The 16,581-nt window shown below is 61.2% G+C and carries 14 protein-coding genes; 8 read left to right on the plus strand and 6 right to left on the minus strand.

Annotation, left to right across the window (positions count from 1 at the left end; all coding sequences use genetic code 11):
• Window positions 1–90 precede the first annotated feature (90 nt).
• Window positions 91–2,931, plus strand: coding sequence for an autotransporter outer membrane beta-barrel domain-containing protein (locus tag LG385_RS13130; RefSeq protein ID WP_225774652.1), 2,841 nt, complete (start codon window positions 91–93; stop codon window positions 2,929–2,931).
• Here LG385_RS13130 and LG385_RS13135 read toward each other — a convergent pair whose 3' ends face one another.
• Window positions 2,932–3,978 (minus strand): class I SAM-dependent methyltransferase, encoded by a 1,047-nt coding sequence (locus tag LG385_RS13135; RefSeq protein WP_225774653.1) that lies wholly within the window; start codon window positions 3,976–3,978, stop codon window positions 2,932–2,934.
• Window positions 3,979–4,222: 244 nt separating this feature from the next.
• Here LG385_RS13135 and LG385_RS13140 point away from each other — a divergent pair, with 244 nt between their 5' ends.
• From LG385_RS13140 to LG385_RS13150, 3 genes are all read left to right on the plus strand, one after another.
• Entirely contained in the window at window positions 4,223–4,618 is a 396-nt protein-coding gene (locus LG385_RS13140) for a hypothetical protein (RefSeq protein ID WP_225774654.1), read from the plus strand.
• Window positions 4,619–4,789: 171 nt separating this feature from the next.
• On the plus strand, window positions 4,790–6,856 hold the full coding sequence (locus tag LG385_RS13145) for a calcium-binding protein (protein ID WP_225774655.1): 2,067 nt from the start codon (window positions 4,790–4,792) through the stop codon (window positions 6,854–6,856).
• 244 nt (window positions 6,857–7,100) lie between these two features.
• A complete protein-coding gene (locus LG385_RS13150; protein ID WP_225774656.1) occupies window positions 7,101–7,604 on the plus strand; it encodes a DUF1543 domain-containing protein in 504 nt (167 codons plus the stop codon).
• A 409-nt stretch (window positions 7,605–8,013) separates the two neighbouring features.
• Here LG385_RS13150 and LG385_RS13155 read toward each other — a convergent pair whose 3' ends face one another.
• A complete protein-coding gene (locus LG385_RS13155; protein ID WP_225774657.1) occupies window positions 8,014–8,436 on the minus strand; it encodes a cupin domain-containing protein in 423 nt (140 codons plus the stop codon).
• A gap of 2 nt (window positions 8,437–8,438) precedes the next feature.
• The gene (locus tag LG385_RS13160; RefSeq protein ID WP_225774658.1) at window positions 8,439–8,882 is read right to left on the minus strand and encodes a carboxymuconolactone decarboxylase family protein; all 444 of its coding nucleotides are present in this window, start codon (window positions 8,880–8,882) and stop codon (window positions 8,439–8,441) included.
• A 115-nt stretch (window positions 8,883–8,997) separates the two neighbouring features.
• On the opposite strand from LG385_RS13160, the gene LG385_RS13165 reads away from it, so the two are divergent.
• Complete coding sequence (locus LG385_RS13165) at window positions 8,998–9,912, plus strand: LysR family transcriptional regulator (protein ID WP_225774659.1); 915 nt, start codon at window positions 8,998–9,000, stop codon at window positions 9,910–9,912.
• Window positions 9,913–9,979: 67 nt separating this feature from the next.
• Here the strand turns inward: LG385_RS13165 and LG385_RS13170 are convergent, their stop codons facing one another.
• A complete protein-coding gene (locus tag LG385_RS13170) occupies window positions 9,980–12,373 on the minus strand; it encodes a glucose/quinate/shikimate family membrane-bound PQQ-dependent dehydrogenase (RefSeq protein WP_225774660.1) in 2,394 nt (797 codons plus the stop codon).
• 304 nt (window positions 12,374–12,677) lie between these two features.
• Between LG385_RS13170 and LG385_RS13175 the strand changes: the two genes are divergently transcribed.
• Together LG385_RS13175 and LG385_RS13180 are read left to right on the plus strand one after the other, a co-directional pair.
• Window positions 12,678–13,013 (plus strand): general stress protein, encoded by a 336-nt coding sequence (locus LG385_RS13175; RefSeq protein ID WP_181122656.1) that lies wholly within the window; start codon window positions 12,678–12,680, stop codon window positions 13,011–13,013.
• Window positions 13,014–13,300: 287 nt separating this feature from the next.
• Window positions 13,301–13,579: a DUF1652 domain-containing protein gene (locus tag LG385_RS13180; RefSeq protein WP_225774661.1), complete on the plus strand. Its 279-nt coding sequence runs from the start codon at window positions 13,301–13,303 to the stop codon at window positions 13,577–13,579.
• Window positions 13,580–13,609: 30 nt separating this feature from the next.
• Here LG385_RS13180 and LG385_RS13185 read toward each other — a convergent pair whose 3' ends face one another.
• Window positions 13,610–14,302, minus strand: a complete 693-nt coding sequence (locus tag LG385_RS13185) for a dihydrofolate reductase family protein (RefSeq protein ID WP_225774662.1) — start codon at window positions 14,300–14,302, stop codon at window positions 13,610–13,612.
• A gap of 377 nt (window positions 14,303–14,679) precedes the next feature.
• Here LG385_RS13185 and LG385_RS13190 point away from each other — a divergent pair, with 377 nt between their 5' ends.
• Complete coding sequence (locus LG385_RS13190; protein WP_225774663.1) at window positions 14,680–15,645, plus strand: DMT family transporter; 966 nt, start codon at window positions 14,680–14,682, stop codon at window positions 15,643–15,645.
• 28 nt (window positions 15,646–15,673) lie between these two features.
• Here the strand turns inward: LG385_RS13190 and LG385_RS13195 are convergent, their stop codons facing one another.
• Window positions 15,674–16,435 (minus strand): SDR family oxidoreductase, encoded by a 762-nt coding sequence (locus tag LG385_RS13195; RefSeq protein WP_225774664.1) that lies wholly within the window; start codon window positions 16,433–16,435, stop codon window positions 15,674–15,676.
• Window positions 16,436–16,581: the final 146 nt, after the last annotated feature.

Here is a 16,581-nt window from a genome sequence, read left to right on the forward strand (position 1 = left end):
ACCTTTGAGGTGCCGCGTGGTCTGTCGGCGTTGACTTCCGGCACACGCTGGCTATACCCAGAACTTACACCTCTCGCTCAGGGTACTCTCATGGATCGCCTCTACCCTGGCCAGCGTTTGCAGTCGGCCGTGTCACCCGGCAGCCTCAACCCCCACCCACCGCTGTGCAGGTTAAGCCTTGCAGTGATGCTTGCAGCACTTGGCCTGCCGATGGAGGGCGCGCTGGCAGATGCCTGCACTAGCCGTACTACCGTGCTCGCGGGCACGAGCCAAGCGGCCTGCGTGCTGGATGGCGGCGAACAGCTGCAGCTGCAAACCGGCGGGGAGCTCAACGTACCTGGCGGCCCGGCCGTGATGGTCAATGAAGGCACCACTGCCCGGCAGCTGCTCAATAGTGGCGTGATATCCGGCCAAACCGGCTTGCTGGGGAACAATGCCCGCCTGGCCGGCACGGTGTTCAACGCACGCACGGGCCAAGTGACCGGTACAGAAGCGGCGGTGCATATCCGGAACAGCACCATAGGTGCCCTGGCCAATGTAGGCAGCCTGTCGTTGTCGGGTGGCCCCGGCGTGGACCTCCCCGCCGTGACGATCGAGAACAGCACCGTCAATGGAGACATCAATAACGCCGGCACGATTGAAGTAGTGAACGACTCGGGCTATTCGGCGTTGGTTATCGACGGTAGCCGGGTGAAAGGCAGCATCAAGAACAGCGGCGCTATCGACGGTTATTACTATGGACTGATCATCGGTAACAGCACGGTTGACGGCTCGTTTCATAACAGCGGGACGATCTTCGCCGGTTCCGCCGTAGGCGTGTACAACACAACGATCGGCCACGACTTCATTAACAGCGGTGAGGTCACCAGTACCTTCGCTTTGACCAACGTGACCATCAAGGGCAACTTCATCAATACCGGGGTGATCGACGGCGGGGACTTCGCGTATATCCGCGACAGCCATATCAGCGGTGACGTGATCAACACCGGGACCATTACCGCCGAGTCGGGCACGGGAATCGGCGCGGATATCGAGGGCCGCCTGGTCAACACCGGCATTTTATCGGGCGAAGCACGGCCGTTCGGCATTTCAGGCAATATCCGTGGCGGCCTCTATAACAGCGGTTCGATTACCGGCGGAGGGGATTTCTCGACCGGTGCCACCCTTTCTGCACAGGCCCCCGTGGTGGTCAACACCGGAACGATTTCCGGCCTGTCCGGTGGGCTATTTATCAGCGACGACGCCAGGATCGGTACGCTCATCAACAGCGGTACCATCAGCCGCTACGCCGACTTCAGCGGGAGCGAGACCTCCCTGGAAATAAGCGAAGCTGCCCAGGTAGGCTCGGTTCAGATCGCTGGCAACCATGCGCGGTTCGATGGGCGGGTCCAAGCCCCCACCGTGCCGTTCTTCGTGAACCCGGGCGCCAGCTACAGGTTTATCGCTAACGATGTGATGGCGGTACGCTCGCTCACAAACCAAGGCACCCTGGTGCTGGCTGCCCCGGTGGATAACGCCGCAGCCCCAGCCACCATCGTTGGAAACTTCAGCCAGGCCGCAGATGGGGTGTTGCGCACCGAAGTGCTCGACGCCACGCACTATGGCCAGCTGGCGGTAACCGGCACCGCTACCCTGCCCGCTCAGGCGCGGATCGAGGTAGACGTGGCGCAGGCCAGCCAACCCTTGAGCCTGTCCCGCCTGCAGGATGTACTGAGCGCCGGCACGCTGGTGTCGGATGGCACGTTCGCGGTGACCAGCAACTCGGCGCTGTTTGGTTTCTCGGCGGTGAAAGATGGCAACACCGTGGACCTGTTGCCCGTTGCCCGCTCCAATCGTGGCGTGCAAGCCGCTGTGCAGGCTGCGGGCCTGGGCGATACGATCGCGGCGGCAGCGGTGGTGGACGCCCAACTGGCCAAGGGCAGCAACAGCGCGCTCACGCCGTTGTTCGCCACGGCAACCGACAACCGTGAAGTCGCCGCTGCGCTGGCCGCCAGCCTGCCGACAGGTAACCATGCCCTGCGCGCCAGCCAGAGCGCCCTGGCATCGATCAACCGGCTGGTTGACCAGCGGCTTGCCGGCTTCGCACCCGGCGCGCTCGGCGGCCAGACCCTTGCGCCCTTCTGGGCCGAACCGTTCAATTTCAGCAGCGTGAGCGGTGGCCAGAGCGAACAGGCGCAGGGCACTGTCATCGGCACGGACACCCGGATGGCCAACGGCAACCATGTGGGCTTTGCGTTCGCCTATGCACAGGGTGAGGCCACCGCGCAGGCAGCGAGCGCCCAAGGCAGCAGCCTGGACCTGTGGCAGTTCATGGCTTACGGCAGCCATGCGCTGGATGAACGCACCGACGTGCACGTGTATGCCGGTGCCGGTAACAATCGCGTGCGCACCGAGCGCGACTTTGCGATAGCGGGCACCGCAGGCGCCGCCAGCGCCGACTACAACGCGATGATCGCCACTATTGGGGCACGCCTGGGTCAAACCTTGGCAATAAGCGAAGCCACGCAGTTCCGGCCATCACTGCGGCTGGACTACAACCACGTGCATGAGGGCGCCTATCGCGAGCGAGGCACTGCCGCGCTACAGCCACTGTTGCTTCGCGTGGATGAGCGCGACAGCGACCAACTGGTGCTCGGCCTGGACGGGGCAATGGAGCATGCGCTCACGCCCCTTGCCCATCTGCGGCTAGGCCTGGGGGTGGGCTACGATCTGCTCGACCAGCCCTCGGCGACCACGGCAGCCTACGCCGCTGCCCCGGGGGAACGATTTACGGTCATGTCTCCAGGCAGTAACCCGTGGGAAGTCACCGGTAGCCTGGGGCTGGTCGCGCGCTGGCGCAATGGCAACGAGGTGTCGGTGAGTCACGAGGCGCAGCAGCGCGGCGATTTCAGCGACCAGGTGACCGCACTGAAAGGGGTGATGCCGTTCTAGCTACTTGCGCGCCTCCAGAATAAGGTTGAACGGCGTTTCCGCCGCCCGGCGGAAATGGCTGAACCCGGCGGCGCGGAATACTTCACGCAACCGGGCTTCCCCGGCTTGCGCGCCCAGGCCCAGCCCTACCTCCTGCGAAAGCGAGTTAGGCGTGCAAATGAACGTGGACGCCGCATAATACAAACGCCCTACCGGCGTAATGTTTTCGTCCAGCGTGTCATGGGCGTAAGGCTCCACGAGCAGCACCGTGCCGTCGGTTTTCAACGCCTGGTAGGCCTGCCGCGCCGCGCCAATGGGGTCGCCCATGTCGTGCAGGCAATCGAAGTAACACACCAGGTCGAAGTCATTGCCAGGAAAGCCTGCGGCAGTGCCTTGGGCAAAACGGACTCGGTCGCCGACCCCGCTCTCTTCAGCCCGCGCCGTGGCGGTCGCAATAGAAGGGGCATGGTAATCGAAACCCATGAAACTCGACGCTGGAAAGGCTTGGGCCATGACGATGGTCGAGGCTCCGTGCCCACAGCCGATGTCAGCTACCTGCGCACCCGCATTGAGCTTGTCCACCACGCCCTCCAGCGCAGGCAACCACTGAGGTACCAGGTAATTCTTGTACCCAGGGCGGAAAAACCGTTCAGTGCCGCTGAACATGCAAGGGTGGTGATCGCCCCAAGGCAGCCCACCATCACCGCGCATGGCAGCCACAAGTTTGTCCTTGTCGTGGAACATCGACGCCACCACCAGCATGCCCCCTGCCACATACACGGGCGAATCCTCGATGGCGAGCGCCAGCGCCTGCGCTTCGGGTAATACAAACATCCCGTCGCTATGCTCCACGTACCCCGACGCCACATTGGCGCTCAGCCATTCGCGGATCAGCCGGGCATTGCAGCCGGTAAGGTTGGAAAGTGCTTCGGGGGTAGTGGGCTGGCTATCGGCCATGGCCTTGTACAGCCCCAGCTCGTCTCCAAGGATCACATTGGCCAACATGGCGGCGGCGCCCATGTCGGATACCACCTTGCCCATGAATTCATGCAGCTTTGCCTCGTCCATTGCGTACCCTCCTATTAAGAAGGCCACCGTCGGCACGGGCATCTGAACCTGAAAGCTGTTAGCGGTGGTCGGATAAACCACGGTACTGCGTGTGGTGAATGTGCAACGACTGAAGTCTAGCCCTTGCTGGCGAGTGCGTATGGGCTGTGTACCGAGACCGCCGGGCACCTGTATCAAAGCCGCAGCCTGTATCGCCTAAGCTTTATCCACCGGGGCGTTCCCGGAACGACAAGGAAGGTGTGATATGGCTTCTTCGAAGTTCGGTCCATCACTGTTGTTGTTATGTCTGACGGGCTGCGCAACCTCGCCCACTTCCGCTCCGCACGCAGTCCCTGCCTCCGCCGTCACGCTCAGTGACCAGCAGATTCTTTCCACGTTGATGGAGAAGAAGCTATACGGCACCACGCAGAAAGGCGGCCACCTCTACACCATCACCTTTTCTGCGGATGGGACCGACGTGTTCCATATGCCGCCGACCCCCCCTGAAACCGAGCGGTGGACGCTGTCGTCAGGCGTTGTTTGCGTGATGCCCAAGCAGTACCCGAAAGAGTGCAGTGTGGTGAAAACGGATAATGGTGAGTACTGGTTCGTGGACCCAAACAGCGGAAAGGTGAACGCGTATCTCAAAACCAGCCCGTGACTGATCAAGCAACGCTAGCGCCAAGGTTGGCACCCTCTCGGTCCCGAGCGTGATTTGGCGTGCACTGAAATGCCGCTTGTCGACTCGCCAGCGCACCAACGATGGGCGACCGTGCAAAAATCCGATGCGCTTCTAAAGTAACGGATCCAACACATTTAAAGGATTAACCCCATGGCGACCACCGCTGACACTTCGGTGAATACCCATACCGTGAGAACCGGCCCAGGCACCGTTCAAGTGGACCTCAACGGCCAGTACGATGACAACCAGAGCATTACCGTTCAGGCGGACGGGAAGATACTGGTCGGGGGCTATACCGACTACCTGGCGTGGGGCTACCCCGGTGCGCCCGGAGAGGAAAGCTACGGCTACGAGCAGAACCACTCGGTGATCCGCCTGAACGCCGACGGTAGCCTGGACACCCGCTTCCACGAAGGCGGCGTGGACATCGTGCCCGCGGCTGTAGCGCCGGACTCCCGCTACGAGGTCACTACCGTACAAGCCGATGGCAAAGTCGTTGTGGCGATTTCCCTCGATAACAGCGTGCGGGTGGAGCGCTTGAACAGCGACGGCACCCCTGACAAAACCTTTGGCACCAATGGTGCGGTGGTGGTCGATATCGCCCATGGCTTCAAGGACATCGACATTAGCGCCAACGCGGACGGCACGCTGCAAGTCAGTGCCCGGGGCTTCGATCAAGCCACTGTAAGCAAGATCGGCAGCAACGGTACACTGGTGGATACCTTCGGCGACAACGGCGTGCTGGTGGTGGGCATTGCCGAGGATCAGTACTACAACGGTGGCATCTCTACCGCATTGCAGGCCGACGGCGGCGTGATAGTGGGCGCCGCGTACAATGCCGCCGGCATTGGTGACCCCGTGTACGCGCTGCAACGCTATGCGGCCGACGGTAAGCTGGATACCGCCTTCGGCGACAACGGCGTACTCAATCTCGATCCCGCGCTGGACTTTGGCGAGGACGCGGTGGTGGCCGTGCAACCGGACGGCAAAATCCTTGTGCTGGGCCAAAGCGGCAACGACGGCCAGGCCAGCCTGCTGCGCCTCAACGCCGACGGCTCGGTGGATAACACCTTCGGCGCCAATGGCACCTTTACCTTCGAGGCGGATTACGCGACCTCCCTCACCGTCCAGGCCGACGGCAAAATACTGGCCGCGGGCACGAGCCATGGAGACTTCACGGTTATTCGCCTGAACGGCGATGGCAGCGTGGATACCGGCTTCGGGAGCCCGGACGGCAAGCTGCATGTAAATGGCTATACCGGCGACGAAATCCTTCGCGGCACCGACGCCGCCGAAGTCATCCGTGGCCTGGCCGGGAATGACGTGCTGCAAGGCAATGGCGGCAATGATGTTCTGCAGGGTGGCGCCGGCGCGGACATTTTCCGCTTCACCGACGTCAGTGACAGCTACCGCACCGCCAGCCAGAACGGCGGCGACCGCATTCGGGACTTCGACGTTACCCATGACCGCATCGACCTGATCGGCTTGGGCTTCACTGGCATAGGCGATGGGCACAACGGCACCCTGGCCGTGCAGGCCAGCGCTGACGGCACCCGCACCTACTTGAAAAGCTTCGATGCCGACGCCTCCGGGCAACGCTTCCAGCTCACGCTGGACGGCGACCTGGTGGGCCAGTTGAACAGCACCAACCTGGTGTTTACCCCGCCTACCCTCGAGGGCACGGCGCGCGGTGACGTGATCACCGGCTCGGCCTTGTCGGAGATCATTCAGGGCGGCGCTGGCAATGACCGGATCAACGGCGGCGCCGGCGCGGATGTGATCGTTGGCGGGGCGGGAGCCGACCAGTTGAATGGCGGCGACCGGGCGGACATCAACCTGCGCACCGACAACCACGAAAACGACGACGTGTTCCGCTACATCTCCACAGACGACAGCTACCGCACCGACAGCCAAAGCTTCGTGGACCTGATCAGCGGCTTTGTTGCGTACAGCGACAAGATCGACCTGTCGGCCCTGGGCTACACCGGTTTTGGCAACGGGACCGATGGCACACTGGAGCTGGTGTACAACAAGGCGCTGGACCGTACCTACCTCAAGGATGACGAAGCCGACGCCCAGGGCCACAAGTTCCAGATCGGCCTGGCAGGCAACTGGCTGGAGCAGCTGGATGAAACCAACGTGGTGTTCGCGCCGCAGACGGAAGTAACCCTGGTAGGCGTAGCGCCCGAGGCTGAACAGGCGCACTTGCTGGCGTGATAGCCCGGCCTTTCCCACGGGCTATGCCTGCGAACCGCGATCTGTAGATCGGCGCCGCAGGTGTAGCCCGGGAAAGGCCGGCACTGGATTCATAGGCCGCGCCCTATTCGCGAGCTACGCCTTCGGCTCCGCTTGCTCCCACAAGGGCCCGTGCAGTCTGTAGGAAGCGCCTTCCACAATGCGATGGCTGGTCGCGCCCATTTGCCTTACCTTCCAGTTTTAGGAAGCGTCAAGGATTCAACCCATGCTGTACGTTGTGCTGCTTGGAGGTAAACACCCCAGGGCCCGCATCGAGGTCCACGACATCGCCTGCGCCGTGGGCGACTCACTTGAAGCGATCTACCCTCAACTACGGGCTGCATGGTTTGGCGGCCCGAAAGGGTTGCATATCGACGCGTGGATGGCGGTGGATGGCATAGAGCAATGGAAAGTGGAGCTCAGCCCGCTGGCGCCAGCTGCGGGGGCGCCGCGTTTGTATTTCATCAACCTGGGCGGCTACGAGGCCCAGGCGTTCGGGGAAGCGCACCACTATTTACTGGTGGTGGCGCAAAACCCGCGAGAGGCAAAGGCCAAGGGCAAGCGACAAGCGCTCAAACACTGGCACCAGCCTCATACCGATGCGGTGGTAGACGTTGACGATTGCGTACCGATCGACCAGGTGGGCGGCCACTATGTGCACCTGATTGAGGCCCCGCATAACGGGGTGATGCAGCGTAACGAGTACATCGTGATCGGGCCCGGTAGCTAGCCGGTGCGCTTGGCCAGTGTGTGTCGGGTACCCTGTGCGGAAAATTGACCTGGCATGGCGCCTTGCGCTTCAGCTATAGCGCTATCAAGCACATCCCAGGGCTGAGCGCCATCGGCTGCACGCCTGCACGTGCTGGCGTGAAGGAACGGCTGGGCCCGATCCTTTTCCTGCTGAACAGACCCACACGCGCGGCAAATGGCGTTCCCGCCCAGCAGTTTCCACCGTTCATTCCAAAGAAGCAGATTGCCGTTACACATCAGGTTTCCCTCCCAAGCTTATGCTGTGGATGACAAAAACCGCTACGAAGTTCTGTCTGTGAGGGCACATACGACTAATGGACGGGTTTGTACAACATTAGCGGGGCCGGTACAGCCTCTGGATAACAAACCGGACCACGCGGGTATTTGGCCTACGGATGCGGATGCACTGGCAGTGGCTGCACCAACGGCGCTTTGCCGTCCGATAACAGCCATGCCACCAGTACTGCGGGCTCGGTCTTGCTCGGGTTGCGCGTAACCCGGTGTTCCTGCCCCGGCGCTTCGTACCAGGCGTCCCCGGCCTTGTAAGTGTGCACCGGCCCATCGTCCAGGGAAGACTCTACCGCGCCGCTGACCACTACCACGAACACCGGCCCAGGGTGCCTGTGCGGCCGCGACGCAGCACCCGGGGCGAACGCCACTCGCAGCGCTTTTGCATCAGAACCCACCGTGGCCGGGAGTTGCGCCTGGGCCACCGGTGTTACCGTTTCATCGCCGGCACCGCCGCCGTGGGCATTCGCCAAGCCGCTGCACAAGGCGAGGGTTAATGCGGCCAATCCAATCGAGGCGCGCATGGTCACACCCCCGGTTGCATGGCAAAGCCCACACCGAAGCGGTTCCAGGCATTGATGGTGGCGATGGCGAAGGTGAGGTCAGACAGTTCGCGCTCGTTGAACTGGGCGGCCACTTGATTGTAAACAGCCTCTGGGGCGCCACGGTCGGCCAGCAGGGTCAGCGTCTCGGTCCACAGCAAGGCAGCCCGTTCGCGCTCCGTGAAAAACGATGTTTCATGCCACGCCGAGATCGCGAAAATGCGCCTTGGCGTTTCACCCAGCTTGATCGCGTCAGCCGTGTGCATATCGATGCAGTAGGCACAGTTATTGAGCTGCGAGGCGCGGATCTTCACCAGTTCGTGCATGGACTTTTCCAAAGACGATTCGCCCATGGCTTTCTCAAGCCCCAGCAGCGCCTTGAACGCATGGGGAGCAACTTGGGCATAGTTCACGCGTGCTTCGGTCATGACGGTTTCCTCAGTAATTACCGGCTGGATGCCGGGCATGAACCTACTGTAGGCTTGCGCCTGACCCGGATAAACCAGCCGAAACCGGAAACATTAGACGAGTAATCGGATAATCATGGCCTTCGACCGACTTAAGGCGATGCGTGCGTTTTGCCGAATCGTAGAACTGGGCAGCTTTACCCGAGCCGCCGATGCCATGGCTACAGCCAAGACCACGCTGTCTGGGCAGATCCAGGCACTGGAGCGGCAACTTGGGGTGAAACTGCTGCACCGCACCACGCGCCGCGTGACACCTACCACTGATGGCGCCGCCTACTTCGAGCGGGCACGGGCATTGCTGGAGGACATGGATGAGCTGGAAGCCAGCGTGTCGCTTACCCGCACCGTGGCCCAGGGCAAAGTGCGGGTAGACATGCCCTCCCCCGTCGGGCGCTTTCTGGTGATACCGGCGCTTCCAGAATTCGTTGCCGAGTACCCGGACATTCAACTGGACATCGGCTGCAGCGAGCGGGTAGTGGACCTGGTTCAAGAAGGTATCGACTGCGCGATTCGCGGTGGGGTAGTGACCGATCCGGATCTGGTGTGCCGTGCCATCGGCAAGATGCGGTTCGTGCTTTGTGCGGCGCCGGCTTATCTGGATGCAAGGCCCGCCATCTACACCCCGGCCGACCTTGCCGCGCACCGTTACCTGGCCTTCGTGTTTCCCGCGACGGGTCGGCAGAACCCGGTGCGCTTGAGCTGCGGGGACAACAGCGTGCTCATTGAACAAACGCCTGCCATGCGCTTCAACAGCGGCGGCGCGTACCTGGCGGCGGCGGAGGCAGGCCTGGGTTTTGTCGGGGTACCGTTATGTGAAGCAGCCCCGCTGCTGGCGGCTGGCAAGCTCGTACAGCTACTGCCCGATTGGCACCTGGCAAGCATGCCCATGAGCCTGGTTTACCCCAGCGCGCGACGGCTGTCGGCGCGGGTGCGCGCGTTCACCGATTGGGCCTGCGCGACCATGGCGGCAGATCCGCTGTGGCGTTTATAGGGCCGTTTGGCACAAACCCTCCTGTTCGAGGAGGGTTTGCGTGAGAGGGCTTCAGGTCAGCGCCGAGTCACTTCGGCAAGGCATACGCGATCAGGTAGTCGCCCATCTGGGTGCCGAATGAGGCGTGACCGCCCGCCATGATCACCAGGTACTGCTTGCCGTTGGCCTCGTAGGTCATGGGCGTAGCCTGACCACCGGCGGGCAGGCGCGCCTGCCACAGCAGGTCCCCGTTGGTCACGTTGTAACCACGGATGTAGTTGTCCTGCGTGCCTGCAATGAACATCACGTTGCCCGCCGTGGAAATCGGGCCACCCAGCATGGGCACGCCAATTTTCAACGGAGGCAGTTGGATACCCTTGAGGCTGTCGCGGATGGTGCCAATACGCTTGCGCCATACCACCTCATGGTTCTCCATGTTCACACCGGCCACATAACCCCAGGCTGGCTCCTTGCACGGCAGCCCCAGTGGCGACAGGAACGCATTGATTTCGACACCATAAGGCACGCCGTATTGCGGCTGGATACCCATCTCGGTACCCGTGCCCGCACCGGTCAAGCCCTCTTTGGGCCACAAGGGGTTGTTCGGGCCGCGCGGGATGAGCTTGGACACGAACGGCAGCGCCATCGGGTTCATCAGCGCCACTTGGCGATCCGGGTTGACCGAAATGCCACCCCACTCGAACACGCCCAGGTTACCCGGGAATACCAGCGTGCCCTGTTCAGACGGTGGCGTGTACTGGCCATTGTAGGAAAGCCGCTTGAAGATCACCCGGCACATCAGCTGATCGAACATGGTGGCGCCCCACATGTCCTTGTCGGCGAGTGTCTGGATGGACGTGAGGTTAAGCGCCGAACGCGGCTGGGTCGGGCTCACGCGATCACCTGGCGCGGCTTCCCCCGCCGGCACCGGCATTTCAGTCACCGGCACGATGGGCTTGCCGTCACGACGGTCGAGCACGAACAGGTTACCGGCCTTGGTGGGCACGTACACGGCAGGCACGTCGCCCGCTTTGGTTTTCACCTGGGCCAGCGTCGGCTGGGCAGGTACGTCCATGTCCCACAGGTCGTGGTGAGTAGTCTGGAAGCTCCAGGCCAACTTACCGGTCGAAGCATTCAAGGCCACGATGGCGCTGGCGTAGCGCTCCATCACAGGGGTGCGGTTGCCGCCCCAGATATCCGGCGTAGGGTTACCGGTCGGGATGTACACAACGTCCGACTGCGCGTCGTAGGCCAGCGGCGCCCAAGCGTTGGGGGAGTTGTTGACCAGGGTCTGGCCTTCGCCTGGCATCGCGTTCGGGTCCTCGGCACCGGTATCGAAGATCCAGCGTAGGGCGCCGGTATTCACATCGTACCCACGGATAGCACCCGATGGCTCGTGCACGGAGAGGTTATCGGTGACCGAGCCACCGATGATGATGGTTGTCCCGGTCACCACCGGTGGAGAGGTCGGCTCCAAGCCACCCGGGTAGGTGTAAGGGTGCATATGCTTGAGGTCCAGCTCGCCGTTCTGGGCGAAATCGCTGCAACGCTGGCCGTTATCGGCATTGATGGCAAACAGGCGACCATCGTTGACCGGCAGCAATACTTTGCGAGGGCAAGCGGTCTGGGCAGGTGTTACGTTTGCCAGGCTGGCGGCGAATTCCGTGGTGTTGGCCTGATCATAGTAGGCGACACCACGGCAGGTCAGGTGCTGGAACGAAGGCTCGGACTGTAGCTTGGGGTCGAAGCGCCATTTTTCCTTGCCGGTTGAAGGGTCCAGGGCTACGAGGATCTGGTGGGTGGTGCAGATGAACATGTTGTCGCCCACTTTGATAGGCGTCAGCTCATTGGTGGTTTCTCCGGAGTCCTTCTCGGTTTTGCTCTCGCCGCTGCGGAAAGTCCAGGCTACTTGCAGGTCCTTGACGTTGCTGTCGTTGATCTGGCTGAGCGGCGAGTAGCGCGTTCCCGCCTGAGTGCGGCCGTACGCAGGCCAGTCAGCGTCGTTGACGCCTGCCACCGGCTGGGGCTTGGGAGGCTGGGTGGCGGCCAGGCTACCGTTGATCTCCTGCGGGTCGTTGAAGATCGAGTAGATCAGCACCGCAATGGCAAACGCCAGGCTCAGGGCGAGAACGCCACGACTGCGCTTTGCGTCAGGCCCGACGCCGCGGGTAGCGGCAGGTATCAGCAACCAGAGGCCAAGCACGCCGAGGATGTCCAGGCGAGGTACCAAGGCCCAGAAGTCAGTCCCCGCTTCCCACAGGCCCCAGATCACCGTCGCGATCATCAGCAGGGCGTACAGCCAGAGGCCTGCAGTGGAGCGGCGACCCAGCATCCCGGCCACCACGAGCAATACCACCCCGGCCACGAGGTAATACAGCGACCCACCCAAGGTTGCCAACCATACCCCCCCGATGAGGAGTACTAACCCGAACAGCGCAGCGATCACGACGCTGACATTTCTTGAACCTGATCCGTTCGCCATTGTGCTCACCAGCCTCTCTGAGATAGCCCTGATGACGTGACTGACTTCGCCCTGTTTTGGTTCCAAGGAAATGCCAAGCCATCTCCGAATCGCTTTTCGCGGTGTCGCTGCACGCCTTCGCCCATGCGTCGGCCCTAGGTGTTGTGTGCGCCAGATTTCAGCGCAAAATCGTTCCCACTTTCAAACTAACCATAGTTTGTTTATTAGTACATTTCGTCTGCTGGACGTCAGATTGTTTATACATTCCCACCTATAGGCTGTCTGGTATAGGGCAATACCTGTTAACTCACAGAGGGCAATGATCATGGCTAACAATCAGAACCAAACCGGCAACTCCAATTCTGGAAATTTCGCGAACGATCGCGATAAAGCGGCTGAAGCCGGGCGCAAAGGTGGCCAAGCCTCCGGTGGAAACTTCGCAAATGACCCGGAACGCGCTGCCGAGGCAGGGCGCAAAGGCGGAGAGATGTCTGGCGGCAACTTCAAGAACGACCCGGAGCGCGCCTCGGAAGCGGGGCAGAAAGGAGGACAGGCTTCGGGAGGCAATTTCGCGAATGATCGGGAAAAAGCATCCGAAGCGGGCCGTGTGGGCGGCCAGCATAGTCATGGAGGTGGACGCCAAAGTGACGACAACCGCTGATTTCTGCTAAGTACCCTTCCATACAGCCAGGCCAGCCGAGCTCCTCCCCCCGCCCTTGACTCTGCTGGCCTGGCCGCCTCGGCACCTCTATTACTTATACGATAAACGGCAAACCGCTACAAAAATCCACTGCTCGCCTGGCGGCCGGCTAACCGCCTGATGCGCAGAATAAAAAAGCGATGCAAACCTTATTCAGGTTGGCGTTTCAAAAGTATTAGGTTAGCCGGCTAATTAAACATATGGAGATAACAACATAATATAGGGATTGGATTTAAGGAATCAGCCCCATGAAAGATTACGCCCTTTCCGATCTGGAGATTCAAAACCTACTGGAGCGCGCTTTACTACCTGATGTTTGCATGTGCCTGTGTAAAGGCGATGCTCTTACGGTTACGCTTACAAGGCAGAACGACCCAGGCACTTCCGTTTCGCTTGGCAATATAAGCATGCAGTCGCTGCAATCCAGCAGGTCGATCGCCTACCTGGTAGGAGAGCTGCGCTACTTGCTCTCCGTTGGCGAAAAAGCGTCGCAGCAGTCAACAGAGCGTCGTTTCGGGCGGCTCTGAACTGCGCAGCCAGGCGAGGCAGTACGCGCTTTACGCCTGCGTTTTCTTATAACGCAACCATACCGCGCCTCCCTCTTTCACCTCGGCGGACGCCAGGGCGAGGTGAACAGGGCGTTTCCAGGCTTTGGGTGATATCTCGAACGAAGCGGGATGCTCGCCACGGCCATCCACCAGCGGAAGGATGATCACACTCACTTCATCTACCAGGCCGGCATTGACGAACGAACCACTGACGTGAGGGCCGCCCTCGATAATCAGCCGCTTGCGCCCCAGCTCCGTGGCAAGAATGTCCACGACCCGCGCGAGATCGATCTCGGTTTCGCCAGCGAATACATAAGACACGCCTATGGATTGAAGGTACGCCAGGTAGTCGTCCGAAACGCGTTCAGTGAGCACCTCGACCACATGGGAACCCAACGCCTGGTTGGTTTTCCAGCCCACCTTCCCTTCAGGGTCGATAGAGACGGCGTAGGTTTTGGCCGCTCGGTCAGCAAAATGATGCGTACGCGGAATCGGCCCCTTGGCCATGCCCTTGGGGTAGCCTTCGTCGTGAGCGACTTCCTGCATGGTTACCCGCCCGCAGATCCAGGCATCGAATGCGAAGGTTTGCGCCAGGTTTTCATACAACGCGTTAGCGGACTTCTTGAATTCGCGATCCCAGCCGTCCGTAAGGGCATGGCCGTCGAGGGAGGACATCATGTGGCAGATCACGTAGGGCTGCATAACGGACTCTTCCGAAGAGAAAAACGATTTACAGCCGACCGGGCCGAGGCCGAAATGGTTCAGCACAGAGGTGAATGTTCATATTCCCGGCTGGCTTGCAGGCCCCCCAGCTCGGAGCAGCCTCAGGCTAGCCTGCTTTCTCTACAGCGAATTGCAACCGCAACGAAGCAGTCGTACGATGTCCTAGAACCTCTCAACTGTATGTATTTTTTATAAAGCCTTTCCTGCTACACCGGCTGCCGCGCAGACCATCGTTTATACGGTGAGCTTCGCTTGAGCCGGTGCGCCCACTCAACCTGGGCGAGAAAAGCTTTTGGCCACTGTCATCACCGTTATGGCACGGCCTGCTCCTCTCATTCTAAAAAAAGAGCCATGCAATGAACCCTTCCGCTACGCGCCCTGCGCTGCCGTTCTTCTCTCAACCCAAGATCGTGCTGGCATTGGCCACACTGTGCTGCGTTTTATGGGGCAGCTCTTACCCGGCAATCAAGAGCGGCTATGAAATGCTCGAGATTGCCGCGCAGGACGTACCGTCCAAACTGGTGTTCGCGGGCTATCGCTTTTTGATAGCCGGGCTGTGCCTGGTCGCCGTGGCGGTGGTGATGCGCAAACCCGTATTCCGGCTGGGCACGCGCGAGGCTTGGCAATTGACCCTGCTGGGCGTGACGCAGACGAGCCTGCAGTATGTGTTCTTCTATATTGGCCTGGCGTATACCACAGGCGTTCGCGCCTCGATATTGAATGCCACCACCACGTTCTTCAGCGTACTGCTGGCACATTTCATTTATCACAATGACAAGCTGTCCACGCCCAAGGCGCTGGGTTGCCTGCTCGGTTTTGCCGGGGTGTTGACCGTCAATGCTGGCGCCGGCCCGCTCGATGCACCGCCATCGCTGCAAGGCGAAGGCTTCATCATCATCGCCGCGTTCGTGCTGTCTGCTGCCTCAATCTATGGCAAGTCCATTTCCAACCGCATGGATGCCATGGTCATGACTGCCTGGCAGTTGGCTATTGGTGGCCTGGCCTTGCTGATAGCGGGCTACGCCACCGGCGGTAGCATCGGGAAGATGACACCGGCAGCCATGGCTCTATTGGTATACCTGGCGTTGCTGTCGGCAGTCGCGTTCACCGTGTGGAGCCTGCTGCTCAAACACAACCCGGTGGGCAGGATCACCGTTTTCGCGTTCCTGGTACCGGTATTCGGCGCCTTGCTGTCCGCGTTGTTCCTGAGTGAGACCATCCTTGAATGGAAGAACCTGATAGCGCTGCTACTGGTGTGTGCGGGCATCCGGCTGGTCACGCGTATGAAGGTGCCGAAGGCCGCCGGATCCAAGGCGACCTAGCAGCATTCAACGAGCGCCACTTTGTGCGTTATCTGCCACCGGTAACGTCGAGGAAAGTGCCGGTGGTATAGCTCGCCTCCTCGCTGGCCAGCCAAAGGATCGCCCGCGCGACTTCCTCTGGCTGGCCGCCCCGCCCCATCGGGATAGACGCTTTCACGCGGTCCACCCGCCCGGGCTCGCCGCCGCTGGCATGCATGTCGGTGTAAATGTGCCCCGGGCGGATGCAGTTCACCCGTATGCCGTCGCGCGCGACTTCTTTGGCGAGGCCGATGGTGAACGTCTCCAGTGCCCCCTTGGACGCCGCATAGTCCACATACTCGTTGGGGCTGCCGAGCCTGGCGGCGCCGGAGGAGATATTGACGATGGCACCCCCTCGCCCTTGATAGCGGGTCGCCATTCGCCTCACCGCCTGCTGCGAGCAGAGGATGGGGCCGATGGCGTTGACGGCAAAAATGCGCTGCATGCGCTCGAAATCCAGATCCTCCATGGGGGACTGCCGGGCGAGTATGGCGGCGTTGTTTACCAGCACGTCGAGCCGCGCGAAATCCCGGTCGATGGCCGCGAACAACGCCCCGACCTGTTCGGGGTCTGCACTGTCGGCCCGCATCGCCAAGGCCTTGCGGCCAAAAGCGCGAACGTCCGCCGCCACCGCCTCGGCGCTGGCTTGGTCGTGGATATAGCTGATCGCTACGTCGTAACCCCGTGCGGCCGCCAGGCGAGCCGTCGCTGCGCCAACGCCGCGGCTTCCTCCAGTTATCAGTATCAACGGTGCCTGGGAAGAACTCGCCATTGCGATGCTCCAAAAAGGTGGGGTTGTCAGGCTGGGCGCCCATAGCCGGCTATAGGCTGCCGCCAGAATGCCTTTGGGCAACCACCAACGGAAGCGCCAAAAAAGCATTTCGCTCGCCTGCTTTTTGACGGACACGTGGTGTAACA

The organism is Pseudomonas sp. Marseille-Q5115 (assembly GCF_916618905.1).
GTDB classification, from domain to species: Bacteria; Pseudomonadota; Gammaproteobacteria; order Pseudomonadales; family Pseudomonadaceae; genus Aquipseudomonas; species Aquipseudomonas japonica_A.